General features: G+C 73.0%; 18 protein-coding genes. 10 read left to right on the top strand and 8 right to left on the bottom strand.

Annotated features, from left to right (window positions below):
* Nucleotides 1–18: 18 nt before the first annotated feature.
* The 3 genes from BJ993_RS01655 to BJ993_RS01645 are packed head-to-tail and all read left to right on the top strand — an operon-like array spanning nt 19 to nt 2299.
* Nucleotides 19–468 carry an FAD synthase family protein gene (locus BJ993_RS01655; RefSeq protein WP_242530272.1) on the top strand — a complete coding sequence of 150 codons (450 nt, stop codon included), beginning with the start codon at nt 19–21 and terminating at the stop codon, nt 466–468.
* On the top strand, nt 465–2042 hold the full coding sequence (locus BJ993_RS01650) for a class I SAM-dependent methyltransferase (RefSeq protein WP_179647501.1): 1578 nt from the start codon (nt 465–467) through the stop codon (nt 2040–2042). Before BJ993_RS01655 ends, BJ993_RS01650 begins: the two co-directional genes overlap by 4 nt.
* Nucleotides 2039–2299 (top strand): DUF6752 domain-containing protein, encoded by a 261-nt coding sequence (locus tag BJ993_RS01645; protein WP_036546530.1) that lies wholly within the window; start codon nt 2039–2041, stop codon nt 2297–2299. The genes BJ993_RS01650 and BJ993_RS01645 overlap by 4 nt, the downstream gene beginning before the upstream one ends.
* Nucleotides 2300–2303: 4 nt before the next feature.
* Here the strand turns inward: BJ993_RS01645 and BJ993_RS01640 are convergent, their stop codons facing one another.
* Genes BJ993_RS01640 through BJ993_RS01630 form a run of 3 tightly spaced genes read right to left on the bottom strand, consistent with a single transcriptional unit; the run spans nt 2304 to nt 4750 of the window.
* The gene (locus tag BJ993_RS01640) at nt 2304–3152 is read right to left on the bottom strand and encodes a DUF3097 domain-containing protein (RefSeq protein ID WP_308645442.1); all 849 of its coding nucleotides are present in this window, start codon (nt 3150–3152) and stop codon (nt 2304–2306) included.
* A gap of 20 nt (nt 3153–3172) precedes the next feature.
* Entirely contained in the window at nt 3173–3952 is a 780-nt protein-coding gene (locus tag BJ993_RS01635; RefSeq protein ID WP_179647500.1) for an MBL fold metallo-hydrolase, read from the bottom strand.
* A gap of 57 nt (nt 3953–4009) precedes the next feature.
* On the bottom strand, nt 4010–4750 hold the full coding sequence (locus BJ993_RS01630; protein ID WP_179647499.1) for a hypothetical protein: 741 nt from the start codon (nt 4748–4750) through the stop codon (nt 4010–4012).
* A gap of 215 nt (nt 4751–4965) precedes the next feature.
* On the opposite strand from BJ993_RS01630, the gene hrcA reads away from it, so the two are divergent.
* From hrcA to BJ993_RS01615, 3 genes are read left to right on the top strand one after another with little or no spacing between them, the layout of a single operon-like run.
* Nucleotides 4966–5979 (top strand): heat-inducible transcriptional repressor HrcA, encoded by a 1014-nt coding sequence (gene hrcA, locus BJ993_RS01625; RefSeq protein ID WP_051932334.1) that lies wholly within the window; start codon nt 4966–4968, stop codon nt 5977–5979.
* A 29-nt stretch (nt 5980–6008) separates the two neighbouring features.
* Nucleotides 6009–7178 (top strand): molecular chaperone DnaJ, encoded by a 1170-nt coding sequence (dnaJ, locus tag BJ993_RS01620; RefSeq protein ID WP_036546521.1) that lies wholly within the window; start codon nt 6009–6011, stop codon nt 7176–7178.
* Between the two features lie 11 nt (nt 7179–7189).
* Nucleotides 7190–7933: a 16S rRNA (uracil(1498)-N(3))-methyltransferase gene (locus BJ993_RS01615; RefSeq protein ID WP_179647498.1), complete on the top strand. Its 744-nt coding sequence runs from the start codon at nt 7190–7192 to the stop codon at nt 7931–7933.
* A gap of 79 nt (nt 7934–8012) precedes the next feature.
* Here BJ993_RS01615 and BJ993_RS01610 read toward each other — a convergent pair whose 3' ends face one another.
* The 4 genes from BJ993_RS01610 to BJ993_RS01595 are packed head-to-tail and all read right to left on the bottom strand — an operon-like array spanning nt 8013 to nt 11563.
* Nucleotides 8013–9065, bottom strand: a complete 1053-nt coding sequence (locus BJ993_RS01610) for a winged helix DNA-binding domain-containing protein (RefSeq protein WP_179647497.1) — start codon at nt 9063–9065, stop codon at nt 8013–8015.
* Nucleotides 9062–9994: a Gmad2 immunoglobulin-like domain-containing protein gene (locus BJ993_RS01605; protein ID WP_179647496.1), complete on the bottom strand. Its 933-nt coding sequence runs from the start codon at nt 9992–9994 to the stop codon at nt 9062–9064. The genes BJ993_RS01610 and BJ993_RS01605 overlap by 4 nt, the downstream gene beginning before the upstream one ends.
* Before the next feature lie 31 nt (nt 9995–10025).
* Nucleotides 10026–10964: a GerMN domain-containing protein gene (locus tag BJ993_RS01600; RefSeq protein WP_179647495.1), complete on the bottom strand. Its 939-nt coding sequence runs from the start codon at nt 10962–10964 to the stop codon at nt 10026–10028.
* Nucleotides 10964–11563 carry an RNA polymerase sigma factor gene (locus tag BJ993_RS01595; protein ID WP_308645441.1) on the bottom strand — a complete coding sequence of 200 codons (600 nt, stop codon included), beginning with the start codon at nt 11561–11563 and terminating at the stop codon, nt 10964–10966. Before BJ993_RS01595 ends, BJ993_RS01600 begins: the two co-directional genes overlap by 1 nt.
* A 67-nt stretch (nt 11564–11630) precedes the next feature.
* Between BJ993_RS01595 and BJ993_RS01590 the strand changes: the two genes are divergently transcribed.
* The 4 genes from BJ993_RS01590 to BJ993_RS01575 all read left to right on the top strand — a co-directional run bounded on the left by BJ993_RS01590 (nt 11631) and on the right by BJ993_RS01575 (nt 14960).
* The gene (locus BJ993_RS01590) at nt 11631–11975 is read left to right on the top strand and encodes an HIT domain-containing protein (RefSeq protein WP_036546504.1); all 345 of its coding nucleotides are present in this window, start codon (nt 11631–11633) and stop codon (nt 11973–11975) included.
* Nucleotides 11976–12083: 108 nt separating this feature from the next.
* A complete protein-coding gene (locus tag BJ993_RS01585; RefSeq protein ID WP_179647494.1) occupies nt 12084–13184 on the top strand; it encodes a PhoH family protein in 1101 nt (366 codons plus the stop codon).
* On the top strand, nt 13181–13642 hold the full coding sequence (gene ybeY / locus BJ993_RS01580) for an rRNA maturation RNase YbeY (RefSeq protein WP_179647493.1): 462 nt from the start codon (nt 13181–13183) through the stop codon (nt 13640–13642). Before BJ993_RS01585 ends, ybeY begins: the two co-directional genes overlap by 4 nt.
* A gap of 19 nt (nt 13643–13661) precedes the next feature.
* A complete protein-coding gene (locus BJ993_RS01575; protein WP_036546498.1) occupies nt 13662–14960 on the top strand; it encodes a hemolysin family protein in 1299 nt (432 codons plus the stop codon).
* Here BJ993_RS01575 and BJ993_RS01570 read toward each other — a convergent pair.
* Nucleotides 14947–15870 (bottom strand): MBL fold metallo-hydrolase, encoded by a 924-nt coding sequence (locus BJ993_RS01570; RefSeq protein ID WP_179647492.1) that lies wholly within the window; start codon nt 15868–15870, stop codon nt 14947–14949. The two genes, BJ993_RS01575 and BJ993_RS01570, sit on opposite strands and share 14 nt — an antisense overlap.
* Nucleotides 15871–15873: the final 3 nt, after the last annotated feature.

Here is a 15873-nt window from a genome sequence, read left to right as displayed (position 1 = left end):
AGTGTTACACTCGACTTTATGAAGAAGTCGGGACCCTCGATGTCGGGGCCAGTGATCGGCTACGTGCCGGGCGCCTTCGACCTGTTCCACATCGGTCACCTCAACGCGCTGCGCCAGGCACGGCAGTGGTGCGACGTCCTGGTGGCCGGTGTGGTCGCCGACGAGGTGTGCCTGGACACCAAGGGCGTCCAGCCGACCGTCCCGCTGGCCGAGCGGCTCGAGATCGTCGAGGCGATCGGCATCGTCGACGCCGTCTACGCCGAGAACACCGCGAGCAAGATCGACTCCTGGCGCGACGTGGGCTTCCACCGCATCTTCAAGGGTGACGACTGGAAGGGCACCGCCAAGGGCCTGCGCCTCGAGCAGGACATGGCCGCCCTCGGTGTCGAGGTGACCTACTTCCCCTACACGCTGCAGACGTCCTCGACCGCGCTCCGCAAGGCACTGGCGCACCGCGGGGCGTCATGACCACCGTCGTCTCCGACGACGGCATCCTCCTCCCGGCCGCCTCGCGGCCCTTCCTCGTCGAGATCGACGGGCACTACGTCTGGTCGCTCACGCCCGAGCGCGACGGCGTACGGAAGCCCGGGGGAGTCCTGGTGCCGTGGCCGGGAGTGCTGCGTCCCTACCTCTCCGGCCGCGGCCGGGTGCGGGTCACCGATGCCACCGGAGCCGAGGTCCTGTACGACGCCGAGGTCGGCCTCGGTGCGGGCGAGGGTCCGCTCGCGGTCGTGGACCGCGCGGGTCACCGGTTGTGCGTCGACAAGGTCGGTCACCTGACCCGGTCGTTCGAGGCGACCGCCGAGGAGGTGCGTGAGGAGATCCTCGCCGGCACCCGGCGCGCGATCGACGACCTCCGCGAGCACGCGGGCGTCAAGGCCTACCTCAACTACGGAGCGCTGCTCGGCGCCGTGCGCGAGGGCCGGATGCTGGCCCACGACTCCGACACCGACCTTTGCTACCTCTCCGACCACTCCTCGCCGGCCGACGTGATCGCCGAGTCCTACCGGATCACCCGCGCGATGCGCGAGCGCGGCTGGAACCTCCTGCGCATGTCGGGCGGCGACATCAAGCTGCTGCTGCCGCTCTCCGACGGCCGGCTGTGCCACATCGACGTCTTCGTGGCCTTCCACGTCGGCGACACCTTCTTCCAGCTCGGCAACCGGAGCGGGTCGCTGCCGCGCAGCGCGATCGAGCCGTTCTCGACGATCGAGCTGCACGGGCACGAGTTCCCGGCGCCGCGCGACCCGGAGGCGATGCTGGCCTTCCTCTACGGCCCGCACTGGCGCACCCCGGACCCGTCCTTCCGCTACGCCGACCCGCCGGAGGGCGTGCGCCGGCTCGACGGCTGGCTGCGCGGCTTCCGCACCGAGATGGGCCTGTGGACCGGGCTCTTCAACGGACCCGGCCAGCGCGAGGTGCCCGCGGGCTCGTCCTCCTTCGCGCGCTGGGTCGCTCCCCAGCTCGGTGAGCTGCCCGTCGTCGACGTCGGCACGGGCACCGGCCGCGACGCGCTGTGGTTCGCGCGGCGCGGCTTCCGCACCGGTGCCGTCGACTTCTCGCGCGGCGGCCTCGGCGTCGTGCGGCGCAAGGCCAACCGGCGCGAGCTCGACGTCGAGGCCAGCCAGCTGATCCTCGGCGAGCTCCGCTCGACCCTGATGCACGGGACCCGCCTGGCCCGCGACCCGCACCACCTCTACGCCCGCCACCTCGTCGGCTGCCTCGACGCGGCCGCCCTCGACCAGCTGTGGCTGCTCGCCCGGATGGCCCTGCGGCCCGGCGGCGGCAAGCTCTTCCTGGAGTTCCAGGCCACCCACGACGCGCCCGACGGTGCCACCGGCACCCCGCTGGCGCCCGACGGGCTGGTCCGGCGCGTGGACCCCGAGGCGGTCCGGGCCGCGATCGAGGCCGCCGGCGGCGTCGTGGAGCACCTGGTCGTCGTACCGGGCGAGGACATGCTGGACCACCCGGACCCCGCCGTCTGCCGGATCCGGGCCTCGTGGCCCGCGCCCGCGGCTCGCACCCCGAAGGAGAACCGATGAGCACCCACGAGCTGAAGGCGCGGCTGCGCGAGCAGGCCCGCGACCGCCTCCCCGCCCCCGTCGTCGACCGGATCCGCGCGCGGTCGAGCCTGCGCGAGCGGGTGCGCGTCCTCGAGGCCGAGGTCCAGGAGAACCGCCAGCTCAACCGGCGCATCGCCGAGCTGACCGATGTCGTCGCGGAGCTGCTGATCCCGCTCGAGGCGCGTGACCAGGACCGGGTCGACGAGGTGCTGGCGCGCTACCAGCAGGGCCTCTAGGCCCTCAGGACCCCGGCGCGGTCACGAAGTCGATCAGCTCCTCGACCCGCCCGAGCAGCTGCGGGTCGAGGTCCTGGAAGCCGCGTACTCCGCCGAGGACGTGCTTCCACGCCCGGGCGATGTCGGCCTGGTCGCGGTGCGGCCAGCCGAGCTGCTGGCAGGTGCCCTTCTTCCAGTCGATGCCCTTGGGCACCTTCGGCCACTCCTTGAAGCCGAGCCGGTCGGGCTTCACGGCCTGCCAGATGTCGATGAACGGGTGGCCGACGATCAGCACGTCCTTGCCGACCGGCGACTTCATGATGCCCTGCGCGATCCGGCTCTCCTTGGAGCCCGCGACGAGGTGGTCCACGAGGACGCCGACGCGGCGGTTGGGCCCCGGCTTGAAGTCGCGCAGGTGGTCGGCGAGGTCGTCGACGCCGCCGAGGTACTCCACGACCACGCCCTCGATCCGCAGGTCGTCACCCCAGACCTTCTCGACCAGCTCGGCGTCGTGGCGGCCCTCGACGAAGATCCGGCTGGCGCGGGCGACCCGCGCCTTGGCGTCGTGCACGGCGATCGAGCCGCTGGCGGTGCGGGTCGGCCTCGCCGGCGCCGCCTTCGTGACCGGCGGGGTCAGGATGACCGGCTTGCCCTCGAGCAGGAAGCCCGTTCCGAGGGGGAAGGTACGCCGCTTGCCGCGCCGGTCCTCGAGGGTGACGGTGTGCAGGTCGCGGTCGACGGCGACGATCTCGCCGCACCAGTCCGTGGTGACCTCCTCGACGACCAGGCCGTGGTCGGCCGGTGTCTCCACCGCGCGGCCCCGCTTCGGGACCTTCCAGTCTCCTGCCAGCACGTCGGTCCCGTAGCGATCCACGACGGACCACCTTAGGTGGGTCAGATCAGCGGGAGCTGGCGGCGCGCCCGGGGCAATTGCGCGTACCCACGGGGAATCGCGTGGTGCAGGGCGTCCTCCGGGAACGGCCAGTCCGCTGCGGCGTACGCCTCGGCCTCCGGTACGCCGCGACCGGCCAGCTCGCGAATCGTCTCCGCGACGGCGCGCAGCTCGTCGCACTGCTGCTCGACGAAGCGGCGGTCCACCACGGCGCCGTGGCCGGGCACGACGACCGTGTCCGGCGTGGCCAGCCCGAGCACGAGGTCCAAGGTCTGCGGCCACTCCATCGGCCACGAGTCACTGCCCAGCGCCGGGGGAGCGGACTCCTCGACGAGGTCGCCGACGAGCAGCACGTCGGCGTCGGGGACGCGGACCACCAGGTCGCCCGCGGTGTGGCCGCGGCCGGGGTGGACGAGCTCGAGCTGGCGGTCGCCGAGGTCGATCACGGCCGCGCTGGAGAAGGTCCGGTCGGCGGGCGGGGCGGCGGGGTCGGTCGCGTCCGCAGCGGCCTCCGTCGCGTGGATGGGGAGCGCGGCGTCGTACTTCTCGCGGAAGGCGGCGTTGCCGAGCACGTGGTCGAAGTGGTCGTGGGTGTTCACCACGGCGACCACCGGGCCCGCCTGCAGGTCGCCGATGCCGACGATCGCGGCCCGCGCCTCGGCGGCGGTGGCGAGCGTGTCGACCACCACGAGGCCGCGCTCGCCGCCGACGACGGTCAGGTTGACGTCGTACGACGGGACACGGCGGACCCAGACCCGGTCCGCGACCTCGATGAACGGCACGCGGTCAGGCTACGGGGGTCTCGTGACGGCTGCTGCGCAGCCTCCTCGACCGACGAGTCAGCAGAGCCCGGCGTGCAGCTCCTCGCGCAGCAGCTCGCCGAGGTCGGGCGCGGTGCGTGCCGCGCGGGGGAAGGACAGGGTGCTCTCGTGGGACCCGGTCGGGTCGACCCACTGGAGGACCACGCCGTCGGGACGCAGCCCGGCCAGGTGGACGCCGACGACGTCGCCGAGGCGGGTGCCGGTGCGGGTCGCGACGGCCCGGCGCAGCTCGTCCTGGTGGCACTGGTTGGCGTGCTCGACCGAGCGCTGCAGGAAGCCGCGGTTGAGGTCGTGGACCGGGGAGCTGAAGGCGGTGAGCGGGACCCGGATCCGGGCGTCCTCGCGGCCGTGGCCCTCGCGGGAGAGCAGGGCGAAGTCGGGACGGAGCAGGACCCGCATCCGCACCTCGGTGCAGCACTCGCAGTCCTCGAGCCCGGTCGCCTCGAGCCGCCCGGAGAGGGTGAGCGTCGCGTCGCGGTCCGGCGAGCCCGGCCGGCCCAGGCCGCTGTGCAAGGTCAGCAGGGCGCCCCGGCCGTCAGTGGCGGCGATCGCGAGCGCGGCGTCGGCGGGGCAGGCGAAGAGCGGGCGACCGCCGTGGTCCTGCATCTCCAGGTGGGCGTCCTCGAGGCCGGCGGTGACGTCGTCGACGCCGTCGACCACGAGGTGGACGTCGGCCGGGCAGGCGAGGATGCTGCGGGCCGCGGCGGCCAGGCGGTGGACGTCGGTGCGACCGGCGTCGAGACCGGGGTCGAGGGACATGCCGGCTCCTTGGGATCGGTTCGGCCTGATTAGGTGAGCCTAACCTACCTGCTCTGCGCGACGGTGGGAAGGCCGTGTCGCCGGTCCCGCGGATCCGGGGGGGCGCGGGTAGCATTGGCACTCCAGCGGGTGGAGTGCCAAGGTCCACCGGCGTCGGTTCGAGCCGGTTCGAGCCGGTTCGAGTCGGTCAAGCGGTGCGTGAGCAGGAGGTGGGCATGCAGGAGGAGCGCAGGCTCGCGGTGCTGCGCGCCATCGTCGAGGACTACGTCGCGACCGAGGAGCCGGTCGGCTCCAAGGCGCTGGTCGAGCGGCACAGCCTCAACGTGTCGCCCGCGACGATCCGCAACGACATGGCCGCCCTGGAGGACGAGGGCTACCTCGCCCAGCCGCACACGAGCGCCGGCCGGGTGCCGACCGACAAGGGCTACCGGCTCTTCGTCGACCGCCTCTCGACCGTCAAGCCGACCACGACCGCCGAACGACGCGCCATCGCGAGCTTCCTCGACGGCGCCGTCGACCTCGACGACGTGGTGCACCGCTCGGTCCGGCTGCTCGCGCAGCTGACCCGCCAGGTCGCGGTGGTGCAGTACCCCACCCTGTCGCGCTCGACGGTGCGCCACGTGGAGATCGTCGCCCTCACCCCGACCCGGCTGCTGCTGGTGCTGATCCTCAGCACCGGTCGCGTCGAGCAGCGCCACGTCGAGCTCGAGTCCGAGCTCGGCGACGACCAGCTCGCCGCGCTGCGCTCGCGGGTCAACCTCGCCGCTACCGGTGAGGTCATCGGCGACGCCGCCACCGCGCTCGGCGCGCTCGTCCAGGCGCCGGACGCCGACGCGGCCACCCGCGCGGTGGTCGACGCGTTGGTGGAGGCCATGAGCGACCACCGCTCCGACGAGCGGATCGTGGTGGGCGGAACGGCCAACCTCGCCCGCTTCGGCGACAGCTTCGACACCTCGATCCGGCCGTTGCTGGAGGCCCTCGAGGAGCAGGTCGTCCTGCTGAAGCTGCTCGGGGAGGCCACGACCGGTGGCGCCCTGACCGTCAGGATCGGCGCGGAGGGTCCCTACGAGGAGCTCGCGTCGACCAGCGTGATCGCGACGGGCTACGGACCCGACGACGCGCTCGCGTCGCTGGGCATCGTCGGCCCGACCCGCATGGACTACCCAGGAACGATGGCGGCAGTGCGCGCGGTGGCGCGCTACGTGTCGCGCATCCTCGACGAGAGCTGAGCGCCGCTCAGCCGCGTGATGGAGAAGAAGTGAGCCAGGACCTCTACGAGCTGCTCGGTGTCGCCCGCGACGCGGACGCCGACACCATCAAGAAGGCCTACCGCAAGCTGGCCCGGCAGCTCCACCCCGACGTCAACCCCGACGAGGAGAGCCAGGAGCGGTTCAAGCAGGTCACCGCTGCCTACGAGGTGCTCTCCGACCCGCAGAAGCGGGCGTCGTACGACCGTGGCGGCGACCCGTTCGGCGGCGGCTTCGGCGGGCAGGGCGCCGGCTTCTCGTTCACCGACATCATGGACGCCTTCTTCGGTGGCTCCGGGGCCGGAGCCGGCGGTGGTGGCCGGGGTCCGCGCCCGCGGGTCCGGCGCGGCCAGGACGCCCTGATCCGGATCGAGGTCGACCTCGCCGAGGCCGCCTTCGGCGTCTCCCGCGAGCTCAAGGTCGACACGGCCGTGCGCTGCTCGACGTGTGGCGGCGAGGGCGCAGCGCCCGGCAGCCACCCGGTGCCGTGCGAGACGTGCCGCGGTGCGGGCGAGGTCGCCCACGTGCAGCGCTCCTTCCTCGGCGAGATCCGCACGCTGCGCCCCTGCGCCGCCTGCCGCGGCTACGGCTCGGTCATTCCGGACCCCTGCCGCGAGTGCGCCGGCGACGGCCGGGTCCGCTCGCGTCGTACCCTCACCGTCAAGATCCCCGCCGGCGTCGACACCGGCACCCGCGTCCAGCTCAGCGAGCAGGGCGAGGTCGGCCCCGGCGGCGGCCCCGCCGGTGACCTCTACGTCGAGATCCAGGTCGCCCCGCACCCGACCTTCTCGCGCCACGGCAACGACCTGCACTGCACCGTCTCGGTGCCGATGACCGCAGGTGCGCTCGGTACGACGATCCAGATGCCGACCCTCGAGGCCGACCTCCCCGACGCGGAGGACGCCGGCCTGGAGACCGCGTTCGAGCTGCCGATCCCCGCCGGCACCCAGTCCGGCCACGAGGTCGTGCTGCGCGGCAAGGGCGTCCCCGGCCTCCGCGGCGGACGGGGCGACCTGATCGTCGCGATCGCCGTCGAGACCCCGACGAGGCTCGACCCGCGCCAGGAGGAGCTGCTCCGCGAGCTGGCGGCGATCCGCGGCGAGGAGCAGCCGACCGGCGACGTGCGTCCGGCCCACAAGTCCGTCTTCGGCCGCCTCCGCGACGCCTTCACCGCGCACTGAGCCGGCCGGGCATGACCCTCCCGCAGCACCTCGTCCCGTCGCTCGACGGCGTCGCCGCCGGTGACGCCGTGACCGTCGAGGGCGACGAGGCCCACCACGCCGTCGTCGTACGACGCCTGCGGGTGGGCGAGGCCCTGCTGCTCACCGACGGGGTCGGCCGGCTGGTGACCGGCGAGGTCAGCGAGACCACCAAGCGGTCGTTCACCGTGGTCGCCCGGGCGGTCGAGGACCTGCCCGAACCCCGCCCGCGGGTCACCGTGGTGCAGGCGCTCCCCAAGGGCGAGCGCGGCGAGCTGGCCGTCGAGGTGCTGACCGAGGTCGGCGTCGCGCGGATCGTGCCCTGGGCGGCGTCGCGCAGCGTGGCCGTCTGGAAGGGCGAGCGGGCCGCGAAGTCGCTCGCCAAGTGGCAGGCCACCGCCCGCGAGGCCGCCAAGCAGGCCCGCCGCGCCTGGCACCCCGAGGTCGTGCCGCTGGCGTCCACCGACGACGTCGTGGCGCTGGTCGGCGAGGTCGACGTGGCGGTCGTGCTCCACGAGGACGCCACCGAGCCGCTGGGCGCGCTCGCGCTGCCACCCGACGGCGACCTGCTGGTCGTGGTCGGCCCGGAGGGCGGGCTCACCGACGACGAGGTGGGCCGGTTCGTCGAGGCGGGCGCGGTCGCCTGCCGGCTCGGCCCGGAGGTGCTCCGCACGTCGACCGCGGGCGTCGCCGCGGTGTCGGCGCTGCTGTCGCGGACGTCCCGCTGGGGCGGTTGAGCGGCGTCGCCGATTGGGCGGGAACGACAGCTCGCGGGGTCGAGATGTTGCGGATTGGTCCCAAACCGCAACGACTTTCTCACGATGCGAGCAGTGCCTCGACCCGCCCGACCTCCTCGTCCAGCTCCGCCTTCTCCGCCTTGCTGAGCGGCCGCAGGATCTCCCCGAGCACGACCGTGCCGTCCTCGACCCGCCACAGCCCCTCCAGCCAGCCGTCGGCGAAGAGCGCGTTGGACTGGGCGCCGTTGACACCCATCCAGGTGTTGCGCCGCTCGGGGGCGGTGACCCGGTCGCGGCCGGCGTGGGAGAGCCAGACGTTGTCGTAGGTGCCGAGCAGGCGCACCGGGGCGGGCGCGTCCTCGTCGGCGATCGGGGCGCCCTCGACGTCGTAGAGGACCTTGCCGTCCTCGTCCTCGTGCCGGACCAGGTCGTCCATCGCCTTGAGCACGGGCACCAGCCGGGTGATGCCCGACCAGGTGGTGACGTCGGCCGCGGTGGCCGGTCCGAAGGCGCGCAGGTAGCGGCGGACGACCTCGGGCACGTCCGGCTCGGCCAGTGGCGCGCCGAGCCAGCGGTCGGCGAAGTCGTAGGCGACGGCCGTCGACGTCGTCGGCTTCCAGCAGCCGCGGGGCGGCAGCTGCACCAGCACCTCGGCGACCCGGGCGACCTGGCCCAGCTGGCTCGCCGTGTACGACGGGAAGTGCTCCGCGAGCGCTGCCGACATCGCCCGCTGGGGCAGCGGCCCGTCGGCCAGCACGGTGCGGACGGCGGTGGCGAACGCCTCGCGGTCGACCTCGCGCGCCTCGCCGATGGACTGGCTCATCCGCAGCTCGCGGTCGCGCACGGGCGCCGCCCACACCGGCAGCGTGAGGGCGTCGGCGGGCAGGTGCAGGTGGACGGTGTCGCGCAGGCTGAGCACCCGCGCCAGCTCCCGCGACTCGAGCGCCCGGCTCACCTCGAGTGGGTCGAGGTCGGTGAGCCGCGCCGCGAGCGAGAGGTACGGCGGCATCGACTCCTGCGCCTGCAGCCCGACCAGGTGCTCGACCATCTCGGCAGGGGTCCGGTCGACGCGCGCGAGCAGGTGCTGGCGCAGCAGCAGGGTGCGGTTGAGGCGACGCTTGGTGAGCCTCACTCGATCGTGATCCGCTTCGTGTCCTCGGTCGGTCCGCCGCCCTCTCCGTTGGAGGGGTCGTCGGTCCGCGCGATGAGGGTGTACGCGCCGGGGGCGAGGTCGCTCAGGTCGATCTGCGTCTCCCAGGGGTAGAGCTTGTCGGTCCAGCCCTCGGCCGTGGCGAAGCCCTCGAGGACCTCCTTGCCGGTGCTGTCCTCGATCGACCACGGGACCGTCGCCTCGAACGAGCTGGCCCGGCCGGTCGCGGTGATCGTGCCGCTGACGACCGTCCCCTCGGCGGGCTCGGTGATGTTGACGAGCGCCAGCACGTCGAGCTGCGGGGCGGCCTTCAGGCCGGCTCCGACGGGGACGCCGAGCAGGGTCGGGGCGGGCTTTCCGTCGTACTCGACCTTGACGGGGAGGCGGTCGCCGACCGCGCCCTGCAGGGTGTAGACGAGCTGCTGGACGGCCAGCCGGGCCTGGGCCCGGTCGAGGTCGCCGCGTCCGAGCCAGTCCTCGTCCTCGACCTCGACCACGATCGCGCCGCCGGCCTCCTCGACCGAGGCGAAGCGACCACTGGGCCACGAGGTCCGGTAGTCGGGGTCGACCGGGTCGCCGGCAGTGACCGCCGCCGCGGCCGCCACGAGCGGGTCGACCCCTGCGGACTGGGTGAACTCGCGGAACAGCCGGTCGCCGCCCGGGGTGTCGCCCACGTAGTAGACCGGGATCACCTTCGGGGCGGGGGAGTCGGTCGCGGTCGCGCTGCCCGACGGGGTGTCGGTGGCGTCGCTGCCGTCGCTGCCATCGGTCGGGTCCGACGCGTCACTGGTCGCGGTCGTCGGGTCACCGGCGGTGGGGGCGGGGTCGTCGTCGCCGCACGCGGCGAGGAGCCCGAGGCTGAGCGTCGCGGCCACCACGGCGGTGGCGGTACGACGAAGGGGGGTGCTCATGGAGTCGATCCTTCCGTGCGTGGTGGATGCGTCAGTGGACGACGAAGGTCCGCGTGTCGGTCGCGGTGGCCACATCGGCGCCGAAGGCGGCGATGACATAGCGCCCGGGCGCGAGGTCACTGAGGTCGAGGGTCATCGTCCAGGCGGCCTCGGTGACGTCGACGTCGCCGGCCCGGACGACCTCGTCGGTGGCGTCGCGGAGCTCCCACGCGACCCGCTTCGGGCCGGTCCGGGCGGCGGATGCGCGGCCGCGGACCACCAGGGTGCCGCTGGTCTCGAGCCCCTCGACGGGGTCGCTGATGTTGACCGGTGCGACGACGGAGCCGTCCCGCCGCACCGACGTCGCACCGGCGAGCGGGCCGTCGGGCGTCGCGAAGGTCACGGGCGTGGTCTGCTGCAGCACGCCCTGCACCGTCTGCACCGCCTGCTGGAGGGCGAGCCCGGCCGGGACGGCACGGATCCGGCTCCCGAGCTCGACGCGGATGCCGTCGTCGACGACCGCGACGCTGGTGAAGGAGCCGTCGGGCCACAGGGTGGTGTAGTCGGGGTCCTCCGGGCCCGCATCGACCTCGAGCCGTCGCAGGGCCGCGAGCGCGCGGTCGGTGGCCGGCCCGGCGTCCACCACCTGGAACTCCCGGTAGAGCCACGTCCCGTCCGTGGTCTCGCCGACGAAGTAGGTGCCGACGAGTGCGGGCTGCGATCCGGCGGCGCTCTGGTCGTCGCCGCCGGGCAGCCCGAGGTTGCCGGCCAGCGCGACCGCGCCGACCACGGACGCGGTGGCCACCCCGGCGCCGAGGACGGCGAGCGTCCACCGCTGGCGGGTCCGCCGCGGTGCGGGGGCGGTCCGACGCCGGATCTCGCCGAGCCGGTCGTGCGGCTCGACGTCGGCCACGGCGTCGGTGAGCAACCGCTGCAGGGCCAGGTCGTCGGGGCCGTCGAGGCCGTCGATGTCATCGCGTTCGTGTGCCATCACTGGCCGTCCTTCAGGTCGTGCGCGGCGAGGAGCGGCCGCAGGGAGGCCGCACCGCGGGAGGCGTGGCTCTTCACCGCGCCGCGGCTGATGCCGAGGGTCTCGGCGATCTCCGCCTCGGAGAGGTCGAGGTAGTAGCGCAGCGCGAGCACCTCGCGCTGCCGTCGGGGGAGCTGTTGCAGGGCCTCCAGCACCGAGCGCCGGCGGCTGTCGGCGAGCACCGGCTCGTCGGCGGGAGGTGCGTCGTCGACCCGGTGCTGCCGGGCCAGGTGCCGCTGGACGACGCCGCGGTGGCGCAGCGCGGACCGGGACCGGTTCACGACGGTCTGCCGCAGGTAGGCGGGCGCCCGGTCCGGGTCGTCGAGCCGGGCCCAGCGGCGGTGCAGCTCGATGAAGGCGTCCTGCACGACCTCCTCGGCCTGGCCCTGGTCGCGCACCAGCAGCACGGAGAGCCGGACCAGCTGGTCCCAGTGGGCGACGTACAGCGTCTCGATCGCGGAGTCGGCGTCGCTCGCGCGCTGGGTCATGGCGTGCCCCGTCGCCCCGGCGAGGCTGCCGGGGGAGAGAGGAGGAGCGCCGAGCACCGCATGGATCGTCACGTTAGTTCCACGCGCCAGCGGTGGAACCGGTTGACACCGTTTCGCAACGATCTGCGAGGGTGGCCGGGTGAGCGACCCGGACTGCCTGTTCTGCAAGATCGTCGCCGGCGACATCCCGGCCGAGATCGTCCACGAGGGCGAGCGCACCATCGCGTTCCGCGACATCAACCCGCAGGCGCCCCTGCACGTGCTGGTGATCCCGCGCGACCACGAGCCCAACGCCGCCGCGACGGCCGCCGCCGACGCCGCGACCTTCGCCGAGATCCCGGCCACCGCGAGGGCCGTCGCCGCCGCCGAGGGGTACGACGACTACCGGCTCGTCTTCAACACCGGCGCCGGCGCCCAGCAGACCGTCTTCCACACGCACTGCCACGTGATCGCCGGCCGGCCGCTGAACTGGCCCCCGGGCTGACCTCCGCGCTGACCTCCGCGCTGACAAACGAGTGGGCGCGGCGTGGTCCCTCCCGTAGCATGGAGGAGACCGACCGCCGTACTGAAAGGCCGCCCGCCCCGGGCATCCATGACCGACTCCACCCCCACCCCGATCACCGCCACCCGGCACACCGTCGTCGTGCCGAACAGCATCGACATGGTCACGCTCTTCGGTCCCGGTGACGAGCACCTCGGCATCATCGAGAAGCAGTTCGGCGTCCAGGTCCACGTCCGCGGCAACCGGGTCACCCTCAGCGGCGACCCCCACGAGCTGGAGCTCGCGGAGAAGCTCATCGAGGAGCTCGTCGCGATCCTGCGCACCGGCCAGGGCATCACGCCCGAGGTCGTCGAGCGCGTCGAGGCGATGCTGCGCGCGCAGACGTCCACGTCCGAGCGGCCCGCCGACGTGCTCTCGGTCAACATCCTGAGCAACCGCGGCCGGTCGATCCGCCCGAAGACGCTCAACCAGAAGCGCTACGTCGAGACGATCGACAACCACACGATCACCTTCGGCATCGGCCCGGCCGGCACGGGCAAGACCTATCTCGCGATGGCCAAGGCCGTCCAGGCGCTGCAGGCCAAGCAGGTCACCCGGATCATCCTGACCCGACCGGCGGTCGAGGCCGGCGAGCGGCTCGGCTACCTGCCCGGCACGCTGAGCGAGAAGATCGACCCCTACCTGCGTCCCCTGTACGACGCCCTGCACGACATGCTCGACCCCGAGTCGATCCCCAAGCTGCTCGCCGCCGGCACGATCGAGGTCGCGCCGCTGGCCTACATGCGTGGTCGCTCGCTCAACGACTCCTTCATCATCCTCGACGAGGCGCAGAACACCACGCCCGAGCAGATGAAGATGTTCCTGACCCGGCTCGGCTTCGGCTCGAAGATCGTGGTGACCGGCGACGTCACCCAGGTCGACCTGCCGTCCGGCACGCAGTCCGGCCTGCGGATCGTCGAGGGCATCCTCGACGGCGTCGACGACCTCGCCTTCGTCCGGCTCACCAGCCACGACGTCGTCCGGCACAAGCTGGTCGCGCGGATCGTGGCGGCCTACGACGAGTTCGACGCGAAGAAGGAGGCGCAGCGGGAGGTCCGCCAGAACCGCCGCTTCGACACCGTCACCGACAAGCCCGCGAAGACCGAGCAGAAGACCGAGCCGAAGACCGAGCAGAAGGACCCCACGGAGTGAGCATCGAGATCCTCGACGAGTCCGGCTCCGGGTTCGACGTGAAGCACTTCTCGCGGCTCGCCCGCTTCGTGATGGACCAGATGCGGGTGCACCCGCTCGCCGAGCTGTGCATCACGGCCGTCGACGAGGCCACCATCGCCGAGCTCAACGGCAAGTGGATGGAGAAGGAGGGGCCGACCGACGTGCTCGCCTTCCCCATGGACGAGCTGCGTCCCGGCAAGGTCAACGAGGAGCCCGAGGAGGGCGTCCTCGGCGACCTGGTCCTGTGCGTGTCCGTCGCCGAGAAGCAGGGGGCCGAGGCCGGCCACGGCACGCTCGCCGAGCTCGAGCTGCTCACGACCCACGGCATCCTCCACCTGCTGGGCTACGACCACGCGGAGCCCGAGGAGCACAAGGTGATGTTCGGGCTGCAGGACCAGCTGCTCGCCCAGTGGCGCGCCCACCTGGCCGCCTCCTGACGCCGGGTCGGGGGAAGGCATGATCGCCGGCAGTCTCTGGCCGCTCGTCGCAGCGGCCGTCCTCGTGGTCCTCGCCGGACTCTTCGCCGCGGCCGACGCGGCCCTCGCCGGGTTCTCGCGCGCCCGCGCGCAGGAGCTGCTGCAGGAGGGGCGCGGTGGTGCGCGGCGCCTGGTCGTCGTACTCGAGGACGCGCCGCGACACCTCAACACCGCCCTGCTCCTGCAGCTGCTGTGCGAGATCGCGGCCATCGTCGTGGTCACCCTGCACATCGACGAGCGCGTCGACGCGTCCTGGCTGACGCGCGCCGGGCTCGCGATCGGCGTCATGCTCGTCGTCTCCTTCGTCGTCATCGGTGTCGCGCCGCGCACCGTGGGGCGCCAGCACGCCGAGACGGTCGCGATCTGGTCGGCCTGGCCGCTCTCCGCGCTGACCACGGTCCTCGGCCCGGTCCCGCGCCTGCTGATCCTCGTCGGCAACGCGATCACGCCCGGCAAGGGCTTCCGCGAGGGCCCGTTCTCCACCGAGACCGAGCTGCGGGAGCTGGTCGACATCGCCGAGGCCTCGGAGCTGATCGAGGCCGACGAGCGGAAGATGATCCACTCCGTCTTCGAGCTCGGCGACACGACCGTGCGCGAGGTGATGGTGCCGCGCGGCGACGTCGTCTACATCGAGGCGCACAAGAACCTCCGCCAGACCAAGTCGCTCTTCCTGCGCTCGGGCTTCTCGCGGATGCCGGTCATCGGGGAGAACCTCGACGACGTCCGCGGCTTCGCCTATCTCAAGGACGTCGTCCGCCGCGACTTCGAGGACCCCGACGTCGAGCTCACCCAACCGGTTGAGGAGATCATGCGCCCGGTGCACTGGGTGCCCGAGTCGAAGCCGGTCGACGACCTGCTCCGCGAGATGCAGGCGCGCCGCCAGCACGTCGCCATCGTCGTCGACGAGTACGGCGGGACGGCCGGCCTGATCACGATCGAGGACCTGCTCGAGGAGATCGTCGGCGAGATCACCGACGAGTTCGACGAGGCCGAGGTCGAGGTCGAGCACCTCGAGGGTGCCGAGGGGCCGGTGCGCGTCTCCTCGCGCTACCCGGTCGACGACCTCGACGAGATCTTCGGCTTCGACATCGAGGAGGAGGACGTCGACTCGGTCGGCGGTCTGCTCGCCAAGCACCTGGGCCGGGTGCCGATCCCGGGCTCCGTCGTCGAGGCCCACGGCCTGCGCTTCGAGGCCGAGCAGGCCGCCGGCCGGCGCAACAAGATCGGCACCGTGCTGATCTCGCGGGTGGTCGAGGGCGACCGGCTCACCGAGGACTGATCGCCCACGGGTCCTCCCGACGCCACAGCGTCGGGAGGTGGAGGCCGACCCGCTGGCGTCGCGCCAGGTCGGTGAGGACCTCCATCGTCACGTCGAGGTCGTCACCGGCGTAGGGCAGTGCCCGCAGCGGCAGGTGCAGCGGCCGGAAGAAGTCGTCCCAGTGCAGCAGCACCACCTCGCTGGCCCCGGTCGCCTCGACCGTCTCGGCCCAGTAGGTGCGCAGGTAGTCGCGGTCCTGCACGCCGAGCTGCCCGACCCCGAGGTAGACCACGTCGGCCTTCCGGCCGGACAGTGCCCCGGCGCGGAAGCCGGCGCTGCCCTGGATCAGTGCGGTGCGGCCGCTCGTGTGCTCCACGAGGATCGACCAGGCCTCGCCGCACCGGTAGGCGCCGGCCCGCGTCGGCGGCACCACCGGTGCGTCGATCGTGCCCGGGTAGCGGTCCGGCGGGCAGTGCTCCGACTCCAGCCAGGTCAGCGTGAAGGAGCCGAAGCTGTGGGGCTCACCGGGCACCACCTCGAGGATGCGGTCCTCGGGCAGCCCGGAGCCACGGCCGATGTGGGCTGCCGAGGATCCGCCGGCGAGCACGGCGCCGGTCCGTCGTACGACGGCGGGGGAGTCGAGCGCGTGGTCGAAGTGCGTGTGCACCGGCGCCACCACGGCCAGCTGGTCGATCCCGGCCCGGCGCAACGCGGCGTCGATGCGGGCGTCGTCGGGTGCGAGCCGGCCGAGCAGCACCCGGCCCATCGACGGCCGCGAGAAGTAGCCGTCGGTGAGCAGCGCCGTCTCCCCGTCGTCGACCAGCACCGTCGAGACGCCCAGGAAGGTGGTCGCGAAGGCGCCCTCGGCCTCGGGGACGTCGAACCGGTCGGCGTACCGCGCGAGGTCAGGGCGACCGAGGCGGGCGCGCACGGG

Source organism: Nocardioides aromaticivorans (assembly GCF_013408525.1).
GTDB lineage: Bacteria > Actinomycetota > Actinomycetes > Propionibacteriales > Nocardioidaceae > Nocardioides > Nocardioides aromaticivorans.
This window is presented reverse-complemented; position numbering and strand designations above follow the sequence as displayed.